Consider the following 18446-nt stretch of genomic DNA (forward strand, 5'->3'; position numbering starts at 1 on the left):
CCGATAATTACATATTATCCTTCATCCAATACAAGGAGTGGGGCAGGATGAGCCTATATTCAACCCTTTATTTCATGATTTGATTAAGACCCGATTTCGCGGATGCTTTAAACTGAGTATATCATTCTGCTTTTTAGTTGAAACATGGGTATAAATTTGGGTTGTCGTTATGGAACTATGCCCCAATATCTGCTGAATGTACCGTATGTCCACATCCTCCTCCAATAAAAGTGTGGCAAATGAATGCCGGAACATATGGGGAGTCAGGTGTTGGTGTACCTGCGCCTTTAACGCAAGCTTGTTAATCATAAATCGAACCGATTGTTCCGAGAGGCGGCTCTTTAACCTATTGACGAAAAGATACCCTGTACTTTCAATTTGCTGGCTAAAAGCCATTTTATATTTATGCAATGCTGCCAGCACATCGGGGTTACTAATGGTAATAATCCTCTCTTTGGAACCCTTTCCGTAGATACGAATGTGTTTGTTCAGCAGATTCAGGTCTTCCGATTTTAGTGAACAAAGCTCCGAAACCCTCATGCCAGTTGCGAACAAAAGCTCCAAAACGGCTATATTGCGCAAGCAGTCGAGCTCTTTATGAGGTGAACTGTGCTTCAACTCCTGATACGCCGACTGAAGCAGGGTTTTTATTACATCAAAAGGGATTGTTTTAGGCAAGATATGTGGCTCGTGAAACTTCAGATTCATTTTTGAGAATGGATTGTCCGGAATCAATTCCTCATACTCCATCCAGTTGCAAAATGCCTTGATGCTGGCGATTTTTCGTTTGACGGTTTTGGGTTTGAACGTCTTATGAAGGTTGACCACGTAATCTGATAAATTATTTTTGGTTAAACAGCCGTCGATTCCTTCGATAAACTGCAATAATTGTGTAATGTCTATTCGATAAGCTTTCAATGTCTTGGAATCAAGTCTTTTCTGATATTGACAATAATTCAAGTAACGATCAAACAAATGAGCGAAGTTCTGCATCAATGTATCCTCCAAATAGGGTGTATTGAATCATTATGCCTACAAATAGTCTAGTTTGTCGAATATGCACGCAAGCTTCAATAGGTATGGTAGATATATGCTTTGTACGATGCTCTAACTTCGTAATTTTGGATAAGAACAGCAGCATTCCTTGGCTTGAGAGTGTTCAGAGCAATCATAGAAATGTTAAAATCAAAATAGGAGGCGATATAAGATGCTCTGGACGGAAGTAAGAGAACTATTTCCTGATCAGTTTGTATAATTTATATTGGATTTAGGCCGACTGCAGATATACATTGCGGCCAATGATGAATAAGTATGCACCAGGGAGGCGATACGAGTAATGGGTATCGCCTCTTTTCCTTATTTTCTCCGGATCTGAGCGCGTTCTACCTGACTTACTTCTGATGTTGTTAGCAAAAAGGAGCAGCGACTCAATGGGGCTGCAAGTTTCATGTTCCGTCGTTTCATGAGAAAAGTTTTTGCCATGGTATGTCAAAATGTATAGGCGGAGCCGCGTACTCCAGCGCCGCGGCAATGTTTGATCAGCCCAAAATCGCTTCAGTCCGAGGAGATGGAACGAATAAAGAAAAGTCGTCAGATACACAGTGAAAGGTCGTCAAAACAGTAGTATAACTCCATCTGCTCTGATATGGTTAATGAATCAGGGCAAGTTAGGAAACATTAATCAAAAACCAGTCAGCCGGACTGTCGAGGGGGTTCTCGGCAGTCATTTTTGATTTTTGGACAGTGGAGGAGAGCGTAATGAAGCTTACGATCCCGCACATTTCGTGGAATTCGATCCGATTCAAGGTAATCGCGGGGCTGCTGATGGTAACGGTTCCCCTTATTGCACTCTTGCTTTACAACAATTTCTATAGCATTCGCGTTGTGCACAACCAAGTGGCGTTCTCCTATAAGAATTTAATATCCCTCTATATGGGGCAAATCGATGACCGCTTGGAGAACACAGACCGCAATCTGATGAGTTTATTGACTTCCAATTATGATTTGCGCTCCATGACCTCAAGCTCGGATAACGAATACCAGAGGTAGTCGGATACAATCTGTATTATGGGTGGTACTACGGAGAGATCAAAGACTTGGGAAGCAGGCTGGATGAATTTCATCGGGCCAGACCGGAAATTCCTTTGCTGGTATCGGAGTATGGGGTGGACACGAATCCATGCTATCACAGCTACTCCCCTGAGGTAAAAGATTACACGGAGGAGTACCAGATGCTATTCCACCATAATGCTCTGGAGACCTTCGAGACAAGACCGTTTGTACTGGGGGGATATGTATGGAATATGTTTGATTTCGGCAGCGCCAACCGCAAGGAAGGCGGAGTTTCCGGTAAAAATATGAAGGGACTTGTGACCATTGACCGATCCTTGCGCAAGGATGCCTTTTATTTATACAAGGCTTATTGGTCCAAAGAACCGTTCGTTCATATGGCCGGGAGGCGGTTCGTGAATCGGCATCGGGAGAGCAATGACATCGTGGTGTTATCGAATGTCAACCGGCTCCGCTTCTATTTAAACGGATTGTTCCTGACGGAAATCAACAGTGATGAGCGGGTGAAGACGATAAAGGATGTGCGGCTCGCCGAGGACGAGAATCTTCTGCGAACAGAAGGAATCGATTCTGAAGGGAATGTCTATACGGATGAAATGCGGCTTTGCCGGGTTGCGGAGCCTGATTCGGGATACATTCATGTGAAGGAAGAGCAGGCGGCGCATGCAGTCAACTGGTTTGAACGTTTTGATCTGTCCAATCCCGGGAAGGTCGTGCTGAAGGAGGGGTATTATTCCACCTACGACACCATTGCCTCACTCTACAGAAATCCTGCGGCTAAAGCCGTTTTCTTGAAGTACTTCGGTCATGTGACGGATCATCCCTTCTTTGAGGTGACCATGGATGTCATGTCCATCGAAAAGATGGCCCAACTGGAATTTTATCATATCCCGCCGGCATTGTTGCCCGTCATTAACCAGGAGCTGAATGCCATTCTTAAGTAGAACAGTACTCAACCCGGACCGGCCTATGTTGGTTCCGGGTTTTTTTACCAATTGGAGTGGTCGGCAAAATGCTAGCGGGAAGTCGGGGGAACGGTAGTGGGGGGAGGCGGATTTCTTTAAGATGAGGGTACAACATGAAAGCCACTTACGCTGGAGATGAAAGGGGAACCCGACGAATGACGAAACCAATGAGAGGCAAAGCCATGAAGAGAATCTGGAAGTACAGTCCGCTCTATCTTATGATGCTTCCGGGAATCACGTATTTGCTGATCAATAGCTATTTGCCGATGTTTGGCTTGGCGATTGCCTTTAAGGACATCAATTTTGCCAAAGGAATCTGGAGGAGCGATTGGGTGGGACTGCAGAATTTCAAATTCCTGTTCCAGACCTCTGACGCCTTCATCATTACAAGGAACACGCTGCTCTATAACATTGCGTTCATCAGTATCGGCCTTATTGTTGCCGTAAGCTTCGCAATTCTCTTGAACGAAATCAAGAGCAAGATTGCTTCCCGTCTTTACCAGAGTCTTATCATTTTGCCGTTCCTGATTTCCATGGTGCTGATCAGCTACCTTGTATTTTCCGTTCTGAGCATGGAGAGCGGTTTAATGAATAAGACGATACTGCCGGCATTGGGGATTGAGCCTATTGCTTGGTATAACGAGCCCAAGTATTGGCCCTTTATCCTAACCATGGTGCAAGTCTGGAAAGGGGCGGGATATGCCTGCATTATCTACCTGGCGGCCATTATCGGCATTGATCCCGAATATTATGAAGCAGCCAAGCTGGACGGCGCCTCCAAGTGGCAGCAAATCCGCATGATCACCATTCCCTTGATCTCCCCGGTCATCACCATGCTGACCCTTCTGCAGATCGGCCGGATTTTCTATTCTGATTTCGGACTCTTCTACCAGGTGCCCATGAATGCCGGAGCTCTTTTCAGTACAACCAATGTCATCGACACTTATGTATTCCGCGGGCTGCTTCAGCTTGGCAACATCGGAATGTCTTCGGCGGCAGGCTTTTATCAATCGCTGGTTGGCTTCACGCTGGTGATGATATCCAACTTTGTGGTTCGCAAAATCAACAGAGAAAATGCTTTGTTCTAGGGGGATGACCATGAAAAAAGAAAACAACGCCTGGCAATGGGCAGCCCATATCGTAATGGCCCTGTTTTCCTTAAGCTGCCTGCTTCCGTTCCTGCTATTGATGATGTCTTCGTTAACGGAAGAAAAGTCCATTCTACGAAACGGATATTCGTTCTTCCCCGAGCAGTTCAGCCTGCTGGCTTACCGTTACTTATGGGAGCAATCCTCCCTAATATTCAATGCTTACGGCATTACAGTGCTCATTACGGTGGTAGGCACAACGGCCAGTCTGATCATCACCTCCATGCTGGCCTATCCGTTATCCCGAAGAGATCTGCCGGGCGGAACCTTCTTCGCCTTCATGCTGTTCTTTACGTTATTATTCAACGGCGGCTTGGTTCCCACCTACTTGGTCTATACACAGATTTTCCATATCAAGAACACCCTGTGGGCTTTGATTATCCCCGGTTTGCTGATGAACGGCTTCAATGCAATGCTCATGAGAACCTTCTTCAAAACGACGATTCCCGTTCCTGTATTGGAATCCGCGAGCATGGACGGCGCGGGTGAATTTAAAATGTACTACAAGATCGTTTTGCCCTTATCTTTGCCTATTCTGGCTACGGTTGGCCTGTTCCAGGGCCTGCCTATTGGAATGATTGGAACAACGGCTTGATCTATGTTACGAATCCCAAGCTGTTCAGCTTGCAGAATGTGCTCAATCGAATTATGAGTGACATTCAGTTTCTTGCCAGCAATGGCGACTTAAGCGCAAGCGCAGGATCGAAGGTGGCAGAATTGCCGAGTGAAACCTTCCGGATGGCGATAGCTGTTATTGCCGTCATCCCGATTCTGGTGGCGTATCCCTTCTTCCAGAAGTATTTTGTCAAGGGAATGACGATTGGTGCGGTTAAAGGTTAATCAGATAACGTTACATGGACGAAAGGGAGAATGCAATTGTGGAACGGGATATCAAGAAATTGATAGCTGAAATGTCGCTTGAGGAAAAAGCGGATTTGTGCTCCGGCTTGGATTTTTGGCACACGAAGGCATCGAAAGACTTGGCATTCCTTCGATCATGCTGACCGACGGTCCCCACGGCCTTCGGAAGCAAAAAGCATCTGCCGATCACCTGGGCCTCTTCGATAGTGTGCCGGCCACCTGCTTCCCGTCGGCGGCGGGGCTTGCCACTTCGTGGGACCGGGAATTGGTCAGGCGTGTGGGCGTCGCCCTGGGAGAGGAGTGCCAGGCGGAAGACGTGTCGATCTTGCTTGGCCCCGGCGCCAATATTAAGAGGTCGCCGCTATGCGGGAGAAATTTCGAATATTTCTCGGAAGACCCTTATCTGTCTTCCGAGCTGGCCGCAGCTCATATCGAAGGGGTTCAAAGTCAGGGAGTCGGTACCTCGCTGAAGCATTTTGCCGCGAACAACCAGGAGCACCGGCGGATGACGACAAATGCCGTGATAGACGAGCGCACGCTGCGGGAAATTTATTTGGCCAGCTTCGAAGGAGCGGTAAAAAAAGCCCAGCCTTGGACCGTCATGTGCTCCTATAACCAATTGAATGGAGAATATTGCTCCGAGAACGAGCGTTTGCTAACCGATATTTTGAAGAAGGAATGGGGGCACGAAGGTTTTGTCGTTTCCGACTGGGGCGCTGTTAACGAAAGGAGCGAGGGACTGCTCGCCGGCTTAGAGTTGGAAATGCCCTCTTCCGGCGGAGCGGGAACCCGCAAAATTGTGGAGGCGGTTCGCAGCGGCCGTCTTCCGGAGCCGAAGCTGGATGAAGCTGTGGAGCGGCTGCTGCGGATCATCTTTAAAGCCGCGGATCACAAGAAGCCGGGTGCTGCTTATGACGCTGAAGCCCATCACCGTTTGGCAAGGGAAGTCGCGCGTGAATCCATGGTGCTGTTAAAGAATGAAGATGGCATTTTACCTCTGGAGAAGAACGGAAGAGTTGCTGTCATCGGTGCATTAGCCAAAGAACCGCGGTATCAGGGGGGAGGCAGCTCCCATATCAATCCCACCAGGCTGGAGGATATTAGCCATGAGATAGCTCAATCCGCAGGCAGCTCCGCCAGTGTTGCTTATGCGAAAGGATATGAATTGGAGCGCGATGATCTTGATGCGGTTCTGGTGGAGGAAGCTGTGCTTGCTGCCAAAAGCGCTTCCGTCGCAGTCATTTTTGCCGGCCTTCCGGAACGGTATGAATCCGAAGGCTTCGACCGGACCCATCTTCACTTGCCATACAATCAAGTCCATTTGATTGAGGCCGGAGTTAACACAACGCCGTCCCTTGAACTATCGACAACGACCGGAGCCTGGGCGTCCCGCTTTCATTACTGGAGAACTAAAACGAAGTAAAGGTACCGTACATGGAGATTGATTATAGCCTTCCGCCAGATACAATGAAATCCATAATGCAAGGTGCTTTTAACGAGCGTCTTTAATGCTGGTAGAATGGCGATCTTCCTATCCCAGTGCCGCGGGATCGTCTGAGCGAGTTGAGCCGGTCGTGATCAAGAAAAATCAATTGCAAGACCTGCAGGAGTACTTTGAAAAGTACTCGCCTGCGGGTCTTTTTTCTGCAGCTTGGGCTACTCGAAGCCTCATTATTTATCGATAATGCTGCGGCCAGCCGGTTCTCTAATCATTTGGAGGCGATTGAATTGCGTTATTCCGATGTCAATAAATGTGCATACCCCATGAAATAATGATTACTCATGTGGTGAAAAAGGGGGTTTTCGAGCTTTTGAATAAATGAATATAGACTGTCAAGATGTTTAACTCCTACAATGAACAGGAAAGTGACATGAAGGAGTGAGTCTTTTTGGCTGTTTACAATCATTCGTCCAACACCGAGTCGAAAAGGATTAGAACGGCAAGTGCTGTGAGGAAGAAGAGTCGGTTGCGCAAGATGATAATGGACCGCTGGCTCTATGTGATGCTCCTGCCGGGCATTATCTACTTTCTATTATTTAAGTACGTACCGATGGGGGGCATTGTCGTCGCATTCCAGGATTATTCCCCCTTCCAAGGAATGACGGGCAGCAAATGGGTAGGTTTGAAGCACTTCCATCGGTTATTTACCGATCCGACCTTCTTTATGCTGCTGAAGAATACATTGCTGCTTTCTTTAATGAATCTTGCCTTAGTATTCCCCATGCCGATCATCTTCGCGCTTATGTTGAATGAACTGCGAGCGTTAAAGTTCAAGCGAATCATTCAGACGCTGATCTACCTTCCGCACTTCATGTCCTGGGTCATCGTTGTCGGCATGTTCTACGTGATCTTCGAAATGCAGGACGGGGTCTTCCAAGGAATCCTTGCTTCCATGGGGATGCAGAAGTTTACCATTATGATGGATCCGGATCAATTGCGCCCCATGTATATTTTGCAGTCGATCTGGAAGGAAACGGGCTGGGGTACGATTATCTACCTGGCTGCACTGGCAGGGGTCGATCCTCAGTTATACGAGGCGGCCAGGATGGACGGGGCGAGTCGGATGCGTCAGTTGTGGCACATTACTCTGCCATGTATTCGCAGTACAATCATTATTCTGTTTATTTTAAAAATTGGCGATATTCTTGAGCTTGGCTTCGAGCATATGTTCTTGCTATTAAATTCACTGAACCGTGGAGTGGCCGAAATCTTCGATACGTATGTGTATACGTCAGGAATAGTTCAGGGCGCCTTCAGCTACTCGACTGCCGTAGGGGTGTTTAAGTCTTTCGTCGGACTCGTGCTTCTGCTGATTGCGAACAAGCTTTCACAGATGTTCGGAGAAGAAGGAATTATTTAATAAGGGAAGGAGCCTGTCTATCTATGAAGCATCACGACACAGTCGCTGGCCGGTTATTCGACTATTTGAATATTGCCGTCCTATCCTTATTCGCGCTGGCTACAACCGTTCCATTTGTTCATATCGTAGCGACCTCATTTGCATCTGAGCGGGAAGTTCTCTCCAAGGATTTCATCCTGTTCCCAACGGAGTTCTCACTGGACGCTTACCGAACCATCTTCGCCAACGACCGGATGTTGACCAGTTTGTTTGTTACGATTTTCATCACGCTGGCCGGGACGTCGATCAATATTGTTGCCACCTCCATTATGGCGTATCCGCTGTCCCGCAAGGATCTGATCGGACGCAAGCCCCTCATGATGATGGTCCTGTTCACCATGCTGTTCGGCGGGGGCATGATTCCCACGTTCCTGCTTGTTAAAGCGCTGGGATTGCTGAATTCTTACTGGTCACTGCTTCTGCCGGGAGCAATCAGTGTGTTCAACCTCATTCTTCTGAAAAACTTTTTCCAGCAAATGCCCGAGGGGCTCGAGGAATCCGCAAAGATTGACGGCGCCAACGATCTTGTCATCTTATTCCGGCTCGTGTTGCCGCTCTCCTTGCCGGCCATAGCCACTTTCAGCTTGTTCTATGCCGTAGGGCATTGGAACACGTTCATGCCGGCGGTGCTCTATATTAATGATGCAGCCAAATGGCCGATTCAAGTGCTGCTCCGCAACATCGTTATGCTGTCGCAGAGCTGGCTTGATAATCCTGAGGCTGCAGCCGAACAGGCGTCTATGACGGAAACGGTCAAGATGGCTGTGATTACGGTAGCTACGGTTCCCATTTTATGCGTGTATCCGTTTCTGCAAAAGCACTTTGCTAAAGGGGTGATGCTGGGTTCTGTGAAAGGTTAGTATGAAGGTTGGCAGTTCTAAGTTATAATAAATTAGGAGGTCTATTCATTCATGAACAATTCGACGATGAAAAAGATTACGGTTACTGTCATGGCATCGGCGTTAACAGGAACACTTTTGGCAGGATGCGGCTCCAGCACCGACGGTGCCAGCCCCCAGCCGGCAGCGGACAGCGGCAAGCCAGCGGCTACTAACGAGGCGCCTACAACGATCAAGATTATGTCCCAGACTGCTCTCGATCCGATAAAGGATGACAATCCGCTAAAGCTCGAGATAGAGAAGATGACCAATACGAAGCTGGAGTTTACATGGGTTCCGGCAACAGCGTACAATGATAAATTTAACGCGACCTTGGCCACCGGCGAGCTGCCACAGGTGATGCTGTCGAATACAGCCCGTATGACGAACGTGATCAATGCGGTGAGAGCCGGCGCGTTCTGGGAGATCGGACCTTACCTCAAGCAGTTCCCGAATCTTAGCAAGCTGAGTCCAGATGTGATCAATACGGTCACTTACGACGGCAAGATCTATTTACTTCCGCGGTTCCGTGATGGCGCCAGGCACCTTATCGCATACCGCAAGGATTGGGCGAAGAATTTGGGCATCGCCGAGCCGAAGACGCTTGACGATTTGGCAAAAATGGCGAAAGCGTTTACGGAGAATGATCCCGATAAAAATGGTAAAAATGACACCATCGGCTATGCGGAGTCTTCTTCCCTTGATGCATTGGGGCGCGATATCTCCGTCTATTTCGGCGGACCTATGAATCACGGTTTTATGAACGATCAGGTTGTGCCCAACTTCATGACGCCGGAATTCTTCGAAGGAATGAAGTGGTATCGCAATCTGTATGCGGACAAAGCGATTAACCAGGATTTCGCTTTGCTCAACACCACGCAGCAAGGGGAGTTATTCACAAAGAGCAAGGCAGGTATTATTATCTCTGTAGACAGCAACTTGAAGACATATCAGAAGGATCTGCTGAAGCTGGATCCCAACAGTGAGGTCGGCTTCATTCAAGGTCTTCCGGGGCCTAAGGGCTTAAGGGCTTCCTCCACAGGCGGTACGTTGGGCGGATATTTCTTCTCCAAGAGCTCTATTAAAACAGAGGCGGAGCTGCTCAAGATTCTTGGCTTCTTCGACAAGTTGTCATCCCGTGAAGGAATGACGATTGCCTATCGCGGTATTAAAGATGTGGATTATACGATGGAAGGCGACTTACTTGTACCTAACGCAACGCTGTCGACTGAAACCCAAACAGGAACCGCTGCCTTCAGAGAGCTGGCAGTCGCACACATGAATACAGGCACCCCGCTGAAGTCGGAACCGGCAAGCAAGTTGGTTGCCGACTTGGTTGCAGCCAATGAGAAGATCGCCATTTTTGACGTAGCCGGCCCCCTGATCTCACCAACGAAGACTGAGAAGGGGCCGGAGCTGGATAAGATTAAGATGGATGCCACAGTGAAGTTTATTATGGGTCAAATCGACGAAGCCGGCTTTAAGAAGGCTATAGAAGATTGGAAGAAAGCGGGCGGCGACAAGGTCATCGCAGAATTAACCGCAGAATACAAGAAGGCGCAAGGCAAGTAAAGTTATAAGGCTGCAGCCAAGGAGGAATCAACATGAACTTTCGCCAAATGACTTACTTGAATAAATTACTCGTTTATGGGTTCCTCCTTGGCGTTATACCTCTCGCTATCCTTGGTTTCCTGTCTTACTTCCGCGCTTCCACGACGATTCAGAAGTATGTGGAAGCCGGAAATCTGCAGATTATAAAGTACAGCCAGCTTGCTGTCGAGCAGAATATGAAGACGGTGGAGACAGCCCTGGTGGCGTTCCTCAACAGTCCGCAAGGCACGGATCTGTATAATATTCCACTGGATTATAATAAGTATGAGCCGTTCAGCAGGCTCGAATCCAGCATGCGCCAGATCCAGATCTATGAGATTGGCGTATTCGACGTGACATTGTACAATCTTCAATACCTTTGGCGTGTGAGCAATGCGGGGATTACCACGTTTGATAATAAAGAAGAGGAACTGCAGCCCTACCAGGACTTTCTGAATTCCTCCTTGAATTCCACATGGATTAAGAATGAGCAAGGAATCCGATTTTTGAAGAAGAGCCCGCTTTATGTAACCAACCCGGCGATGCTTGTGGTTGCGGATATCCCGTACTCTCACCTCAGCAAGCTGCTCCTGCGGGCGAACCCGCTTGGAAGCACAGCGATCCTGGACAGACAAATGGAGTTGATAATCGGGCAGGATCAAGGCTCCGTACAGCAGCTGCTGGGCAACCCGGAATTGAAGAAGCGGCTGTCGGGCGACGACCTTGAGGGACAGCTGGGAATTAAACATGACGGTCAAAAGTACGAGGTGACATTTGTCCACTCCGGCTTTTCGGGGTGGTATTATATTGCAGCCGCTCCGATTGATGAGATTACCAAGGAATCCCGATCCATCGGGCAGTACATTTGGTGGATCTGCGCCGGGATTCTGTTTTTGATTTTGTTAGCTGCCTGGTTCGGCTCTAAAAATATGTACCGGCCGATCCGCATGCTCCATAGTGTGCTTGCCGGATCTGGGGATAAGAATCCTGACCCCAACAGCACGGAGGATCATATTCAGCAGATCGGCCAGAGCGTCAAGAAGCTGCTCGATCGGGAGAAGAAGATGTCCAGCCAGATCGAAGGCTACACCGTGCAGCTTGAGGCGTTCTTCGTCCAGAAGCTCATTATGGGTGATGTGCGCAAGCGTGAAATTACCGAGAAGCTGGGCATGTTCAGTTATGCAGCGGGTTGGCACAAAATGACGGTGATGGCAGTAGAGATTGATACGCTGGAGGGGACGCGGTATAGTCGCAATGATCAGGATTTGCTGCTGTTCGCTATCAGCAACATGGTCAGCGAGATCATTCCAGAGACAAACCGGCTAACACCGATCGTCTCAAACAGCAGCCAGTTGAATGTGGTAGGCACAGTGCTGGACGACCCGGTGGCTTGGAACACGGAGCTTCAACTATGGGCGGAAGAGATTCAGAAGGCGTCGTCCAACTATTTGGACGTGACGGTCAGCGTCGCCTTGAGCAAGCCGGTCGAGCAGTGGACAGACGTGCCGCGGGCTTACCGGGAGGCGATGGAAGCGCTGCACTACCGGATGCGACTCGGAAATGAAGCCATTATTTACAGCGAGGATGTTAATTCCGGATCGGCCGAGGCGGTTCAATATCCGCTGAAGCTGGAGCAGGAGCTGCTGGCCTTGATCAAAAGCGGATACCGGCTGCGGGCGGAAGAAAAGCTGCATAGCTTCATGCAGGAGCTGGTGCGGCCGCCATTTCACTTTCATGAATACCAGTTGAGCTTATTCCGGATGCTGACCGAAATAACCAGTCTGCTGCAGGCTGAAGGGGTGCCACTTAGAGAACTGGTAGATGGAGAGGCATCGCTCATTGAACAGATGACTCAGCTCCGAACGGTGGAAGAGATGGAGGAGTGGTTCCTGCAGAGGCTGATCACACCGGTTATCGCCCTTCTAGAGAAACGCCGCAGCTCCCAGTTCCAAAATATATCCGAAGCGGTCATTCAGATGATCCACGAGGAGTTCGATACGCTTCTCACGCTGGAGCTATGCGCTTCCCGGATTCATTATCATCCTCATTATGTTAGCAAGGTGTTTCGTCAGGAGACTGGCGTGAACTTTAGCGAATATTTGTTGAAGCATCGGCTTGAGATGGCCAAGGGCTGGTTAACGGAGACGAGTATGACCGTGACGGAGATTGCCGAGAAGCTCAAGTATACGAATCCGACCAATTTCATACGTTACTTCCGCAAGATTGAGGGCATTACACCGGGGCAGTATCGGGAGAGGAATTCCGGGGTCGTATCAGAAGATTAATATAACAAAGAAGATGTGTCTGGAGGGAGAAAGGGATTCGATGATCAGCTTTAACCGCATTCGTTCGGCTATACTATCAGCGAAGCACACCCAAGATCACCTCCTGGGTGCGCCGCTCACCGATGAACTGAAGAAGTCTATTATGCAGTCTGAGGTCTTCGCCCCGCTATTAGAGGACATTCGGGTGGAGTCGGCCAGAGCCAGGAAGGAGCCGGTCCCGGCGCTTCTGTTCTCCAAGTTTCATCTGTTTGTAAAGCAAGGTACGCGCGTGGAATACCAGAAGCCTTATTATGACCGCCGGGGAAGGCTGCTTGCTCTGGCGCTGGAGTGCTGGTTGTTTCCAGTGGAGGGGACGCTGGAGACTCTGGAGGATCTGCTTTGGATGATCTGCGAGGAGCACTCGTGGGCGCTGCCCGCTCATCTGCCATGGTCCTACGAGAAGCTGATTGAATCCAGCGTCCCGATGGCTCAGATGGTGGACTTGTTCGCGGCGGAGACGGCACACGCGTTGGCGGAGACGCTGTACCTCCTCCAAGACCGGCTCAATCCCTGGGTCGTGCACCGGGTCAAGGAGGAGCTCGAACGCCGGGTATTCGGGCCGGTATTCAGCTCCGCTTACACCTTCCGCTGGGAGTGGCGCACAAGTAACTGGGCTTCCGTCTGCGCCGGAGCGGTAGGGATGGCCGCGCTGCTATTGATTGACGACGGTGAGCGTCTGGCCGGCATGATCGGACGACTCGTCGGAGCGATGGCGTGCTTCCTGGAAGGGTTCGCGGTGGACGGCTGCTGCCAGGAAGGAATCAGCTACTGGGAGTACGGATTCGGATATTACGTTTATTTCGCCGAGATGCTGAGGGAGTATACCGGAGGGGAGCTGGATCTGCTTCAGGAGGACAAGATAACGGCTATCGCTCGCTTTCCGGCTGTCGTGGCACTGACTTCACCGCAATCCGTCAGCTTTTCGGATTGTGTGGAGCAGCCATTCCTTAGTACCGGGCTGCACAGCAGGCTACATGATCGTATTCAAGCGCCACTTCCGGTGATGACCCGGGCAGCCCGTTTTCATGAGAATGCGACGTACAGGTTTTCGCAGACGGTCCGCAATCTGCTTTGGACAGATTCAACCCATTTCCACCGACCCTATGCGGAAGGAACTTACGTGTTCACCGATGCGAGCTGGGTGGTAGACAAGCGAATGCTCAGTGGGACATTGTTCGCTTTCGCTGCTAAGGGAGGGCACAACAACGAGCCGCATAATCATAATGATCTGGGTCACTTCATCCTGCATGCAGGAGGAGAGACGCTGCTTGTCGATCTGGGACAAGGAGCATACACCCGGGATTATTTCGGCGATAAGCGATATGAGCATGTGCATACTTCTTCGGAAGGGCACTCTGTACCGGTTATTAACGGCTGTGTTCAGGGCGCAGGTGAATCATACCGGGGGATCGTCAGAGAAACGGATATGGGTCAACAAATGCTGGTCGTCAAGCTGGATTTGACAGAAGCATACCCGGAGGCAGCCGGCTTAAGCTCCTTCAATCGGACATTTCAATGGGCTTGCGACCCTGCTAGTGGGGAGGCTGAGCTGAAGATGACGGATGCTTTCGTCTTCCGGGTGTCCACCAACCAGCTCACCGAAGCGTTTATCAGTCTGACAGAGCCGCTCATCGAGAAGGGCTGCGTCATCTGGGATGGGGATCAGGGGAAGGTGGAGATGTACTACGAGGCAGACTTGCTGGCTGCGAAGCATGAAGTGCTCCGTAACGATGCCAATCCTGTCCGAACCCGCGTCATTCACCGCGTTCGTCTGCATACAAGCAAGGCACCCGACCAGGCAGAATTTTTATTTCGGTTCCGCTGTACGGCTAAGCCCAGCTAGGCCGTGTCTGAAAACTCGTTGAGGGCATCTTTCACCGCCTTTTCGTCCCTTGCTGCGTTACTTTCGCTTGACGTACCCCCGGTACGCCTGCGCAAAAGTGCCTTGCCATGAACAAAAATTCGCTAAAATCCACTCCCCTCGGAGTTTTCAGACACGCCCTAATTGAATCTCTAAGGTTTGCTATACCTCTTCAATCTTGTAATCATCTTCTAATCTGAAGGGAGTCGTTTATTTATGAGGTCGAGAGAATGGTTCACCAGGACATTGGCGGTTTTATTAGTCTTCAGCATGGTGTTTTCGATGGGGTTGATTAAACCGGGACCGGCATTCGCAGCAACTTTATTTTCCGATAATTTTGAAGACGGAGATGCAGCCGGTTGGTCCGTAGTGAAAGGTGGAGCAGCTAATTTTAGCGTGGTATCGGACAACACGATGGTTTACAAGATCCAATATGCGAGCGGAGGCATTACAGAGAAGCTTGCTGTCGCCGGAAACGCCGGATGGACGAATTATTCCGTGGAATCGAAAGTAAAGCTGCTTTCCGGAAGCAACGCGGGTATTCTCGCAAGATACGTGGATGCAAATAACTTTTACTATTTAAAAATCGATAGTTCGAACGACAACATCCAACTGAGCAAAAGAGTAAACGGTACCTTTGCGCTTCTCGCTGAAACGGCCATAACTATTAATACGAATACGGTATATACACTTAAATTATCAGTAGATGGAGCTAATTTAACCGGATATGTAGATGGGATACAAAAGATTACCGCTTCCGATTCCACATTCTCTGCAGGGAAAATCGGCACCAGAGGGACTTCTACCACATACATCCTTGATGATATTGTCGTTACGGATTCGACTCCTACTACTCCTGCTACCCCTACTTATACCGCTAAAAAAACGTTAGCTCCGATTTCAGTAAATGGTGCTTTGGATGAGTCTGTTTGGTCCATCAGCCAAAGCGCATCCAAGGTTGTCCAAGGAGCGACAGACAATACGGTTACTTATGGGGCGCTATGGGATGACAAATATTTGTACGTAGGCGTTAAAGTGTTGGATAGCAATCTGTACAACGATTCGTCGACGGATTCCTTCGATGATGATTCAGTTGAAATATTTATTGACGCCGATCACAGTCGAGGGATCATCTACAATTTAAAAGACTGGCAATTCCGTAAAAGATACAATGATGTCGGAGTATTCGAGCAACAGAACGAAACCGTCGGCGTGAAGCATGCGTGGTCGGCGATTGCAGGGGGATATGCCATCGAGATGGCTATCCCATGGATCAACTTTGGCATTGTGCCAGCAGCACAGTCCAGCATTGGCTTCGATATCGCTGTCAACGATGACGATAACGGTGGAGTCCGTGAAGGGCAGCTCGTATGGGCAGGAAGTGTAGATAATTGGAAAAATACATCGGAGTTTGGTGATTTGATTCTGTCCTCTACTACGGTCGGAACTCCTCCAACACCGCCAACGCAGCCGCAGCCAGTCAACCGCTATGTAACACCGCAAGGTGCAGGGACAAAAGACGGAAGCAGCTGGGCCAACGCATTCAAGGGTGACCAAGTCGGCGGTTTGCAGGCAGCATGGAATGCAACCGGCAATACAAACACGCTTTATATAGGCAGCGGAATGTACACGGTGCCGCAGACGTTAAGCTTGTCCAGCGGCGGCACGGACGCTCTGCATATGAAGAAGCTAATCGGCGTGAATACCGGCGGCGGGCTGCCTGAGTTCAAAGGCGATTTCACACTGTCCAACCAAGGTTCCCGTAAATTCATAGACGTGCCGCTTAACGTCAACTATTGGTGGATTCAGGATATCATTATCCGCAACTATTTTACCGGCATCTATGTTAATGGGCAAAGCGAAGGAATCCGCATCTATAACGTAAGCGTCCATGACATGAGCGACGGCGTTTATTTCTGGGGAAAGGCGACACGATCCAACCCGGATGCGGGCACGCACGATATCGTGGTTAAGGACGGAAATTACACGAATTTCACCAAAAGAGCCATACGCTTCAGGAATGGAAACTACTTGGCCAGCATCATTGGGGTTAATGCCGACGCGGGAGGTCAGGCGAACTGGAACAGCAGCAATTTTCCATCCGGTTTTAGTGTAGGGAATTCACCGGCAGAATCTCCCCACATCTTCGATCATGATATTTTGTTCCAGGATGTGACCGCCCGTAACAGCTGGCATGAGAGCGGCACTTCTTACTGGAATGGTGACGGATTCACGGCAGAACGCCCGGCTTACAATCTGACGTACGTACGCAGTAAGGCATTCGATAGTACGGATGGCGGCTGGGATGATAAATCGACAAATCCGGTATTAATCGATACGGTCTCTTTTGGCAATAAGCGGAACTATCGGCTATGGTCGGCTGATAAAGCTACACTCATCCGTGCCATCGGCGGGTATTCGTTCAAACGTGGCGGAAGCGGAGACGCACTCAACTTGCATGTAACTGGTGATGGTAAAGTAGATGCTTACTATAGTACATTCTGGAATAGCCAGAACTCGGAAATCGGACTCGAAAGCGCGAATACAGTTAATATTTACGATTCGATTGTCGGTAAAAATAACGGAACTTCTCTATATAATTTATCCGGAGGACAGTTAAACGTTGTCAATTCGGATGAATATGTGCTTGGCGTGAAGGGTACGGATCCGCAATTTGTAAACAGTGGGAATTCAGATTGGGAAGGCGGAAACAGCGATTTCAACAGCCAAGCTTACGGAAATACGAAAGGCTATACGTATCCAGGCCCGAATAACACTCCGTACACCGTTCAGATCAACTCGGGCAACCTATCGTTGGGTTTATATGGAACCCAAACGATCAGTGCCCAGGTGCTGGACAGCAACAATAATCCGGTTGCGGATCCCCAAAATATCATTTGGTATAGTAAAGACGGATTTATTTCGCGGCTCCTGCAGTCACGCGGAGCAAGTGCAATCGTGCAAGGGTTAAATGCCGGAACGACAGAGATTATAGCGGTGTATAAAGGCGATGAAGCGAAAATCACGGTAACGGTAAATTAATGCTGTAAGAGACTAAACCACTCCCTGCACTTTAGTGCAGGGAGTGGTTTAGAAAAGCTGGATTGTTGAATAGTGAGGCAAATACGCTTCGTCAGGAAATTGATGATTAGTTTTCGCAAACTCGTGACTGCAGTCATGAGTAAGAAAACTTAGGTTCAGGTGGGGCACTATGCTTGTCCCGTTAATGAACCTACATATTTTCATCCAACTGACCGGTTTGGAGCCAGTGGATTTCGTCATGGCCGCCTGCGAGGGAAGCACCCGCACCTACTACCGGGGACGGCATGCAGGTGGAGACTGCCGGCGTGCCTACGCGGTGCTGAAGAATGGCATCCGGCTGGTGATGGAGACGGGCGTGCCTTATTCCGGAACCGGTAGCGACCGGGACGGGCGAAAGCTGTAGTCAACGGGGAAAGGGTGAATATTAGGATGGAAAAGATTCATTTTGGCATTGTCGGCGGTGGCTGGCGGGCGGGGTCTGGGAGTTTCCCTGCTGCCGCGCATCCCCGGCCTGGAGCAGGAGCAGACAGCGGTCCGGCTTAACATCGCCGGTGTCAGCTGCCGCAGGACCATCGGCCTCGCCCGCAAAGAAGGCTACCTGTCCCCTCCGGCCCTGCGCTTCAGACAGTTTCTGCTGGAGCGCTTCGACGGCGGTATCGCCGCGGATAAGCCGGAATCGGCCCAATAACCCAATGATGATTATTCTGCGGAATCAACAGATATACTACGCCATATAAGAGTTCACCTTCTCAAAAATGGCATAAAAAAGAAGCAATCTTTCGATTACTCCTAAAGAAGATATTTTAG

11 protein-coding genes and 3 pseudogenes are annotated in these 18446 nt (G+C 49.4%); 13 read left to right on the forward strand and 1 reads right to left on the reverse strand.

What is annotated here, in order from left to right:
- Positions 1–72: 72 nt before the first annotated feature.
- Complete coding sequence (locus DQG13_RS03450) at positions 73–993, reverse strand: tyrosine-type recombinase/integrase (RefSeq protein ID WP_113018295.1); 921 nt, start codon at positions 991–993, stop codon at positions 73–75.
- 765 nt (positions 994–1758) lie between these two features.
- On the opposite strand from DQG13_RS03450, the gene DQG13_RS03455 reads away from it, so the two are divergent.
- The 13 genes and pseudogenes from DQG13_RS03455 (at position 1759) to DQG13_RS03515 (ending at position 18327) form a co-directional block, all read left to right on the forward strand.
- On the forward strand, positions 1759–2049 hold the full coding sequence (locus DQG13_RS03455) for a hypothetical protein (protein ID WP_113018297.1): 291 nt from the start codon (positions 1759–1761) through the stop codon (positions 2047–2049).
- 47 nt (positions 2050–2096) lie between these two features.
- A complete protein-coding gene (locus DQG13_RS03460; protein WP_113018299.1) occupies positions 2097–3014 on the forward strand; it encodes a hypothetical protein in 918 nt (305 codons plus the stop codon).
- Between the two features lie 176 nt (positions 3015–3190).
- Positions 3191–4123, forward strand: a complete 933-nt coding sequence (locus tag DQG13_RS03465; protein WP_258525436.1) for an ABC transporter permease — start codon at positions 3191–3193, stop codon at positions 4121–4123.
- Between the two features lie 10 nt (positions 4124–4133).
- Positions 4134–5023, forward strand: a pseudogene (locus DQG13_RS03470) (carbohydrate ABC transporter permease).
- A gap of 38 nt (positions 5024–5061) precedes the next feature.
- Positions 5062–6425: pseudogene (locus DQG13_RS03475) on the forward strand (glycoside hydrolase family 3 protein); the annotation flags it as partial.
- 613 nt (positions 6426–7038) lie between these two features.
- A pseudogene (locus tag DQG13_RS03480) lies at positions 7039–7905 on the forward strand (ABC transporter permease); the annotation flags it as partial.
- 23 nt (positions 7906–7928) lie between these two features.
- Positions 7929–8804, forward strand: coding sequence for a carbohydrate ABC transporter permease (locus tag DQG13_RS03485; RefSeq protein WP_113018301.1), 876 nt, complete (start codon positions 7929–7931; stop codon positions 8802–8804).
- 51 nt (positions 8805–8855) lie between these two features.
- The gene (locus tag DQG13_RS03490) at positions 8856–10394 is read left to right on the forward strand and encodes an extracellular solute-binding protein (protein ID WP_113018303.1); all 1539 of its coding nucleotides are present in this window, start codon (positions 8856–8858) and stop codon (positions 10392–10394) included.
- 32 nt (positions 10395–10426) lie between these two features.
- Positions 10427–12697: a helix-turn-helix domain-containing protein gene (locus tag DQG13_RS03495; RefSeq protein WP_113018305.1), complete on the forward strand. Its 2271-nt coding sequence runs from the start codon at positions 10427–10429 to the stop codon at positions 12695–12697.
- Between the two features lie 40 nt (positions 12698–12737).
- Positions 12738–14579 (forward strand): heparinase II/III family protein, encoded by a 1842-nt coding sequence (locus tag DQG13_RS03500; protein WP_146767094.1) that lies wholly within the window; start codon positions 12738–12740, stop codon positions 14577–14579.
- Between the two features lie 234 nt (positions 14580–14813).
- Positions 14814–17639, forward strand: a complete 2826-nt coding sequence (locus tag DQG13_RS03505) for a sugar-binding protein (RefSeq protein ID WP_113018308.1) — start codon at positions 14814–14816, stop codon at positions 17637–17639.
- Positions 17640–17808: 169 nt separating this feature from the next.
- Positions 17809–18042, forward strand: a complete 234-nt coding sequence (locus DQG13_RS03510) for a hypothetical protein (RefSeq protein ID WP_113018310.1) — start codon at positions 17809–17811, stop codon at positions 18040–18042.
- Positions 18043–18084: 42 nt separating this feature from the next.
- Positions 18085–18327 carry a type 2 periplasmic-binding domain-containing protein gene (locus DQG13_RS03515; protein WP_113018312.1) on the forward strand — a complete coding sequence of 81 codons (243 nt, stop codon included), beginning with the start codon at positions 18085–18087 and terminating at the stop codon, positions 18325–18327.
- The last annotated feature ends 119 nt before the right edge of the window (positions 18328–18446 follow it).

Origin of the sequence: Paenibacillus sp. YN15 (assembly GCF_003285005.1) — a bacterium.
In the GTDB taxonomy this organism is placed as follows: Bacteria; Bacillota; Bacilli; order Paenibacillales; family NBRC-103111; genus Paenibacillus_AR.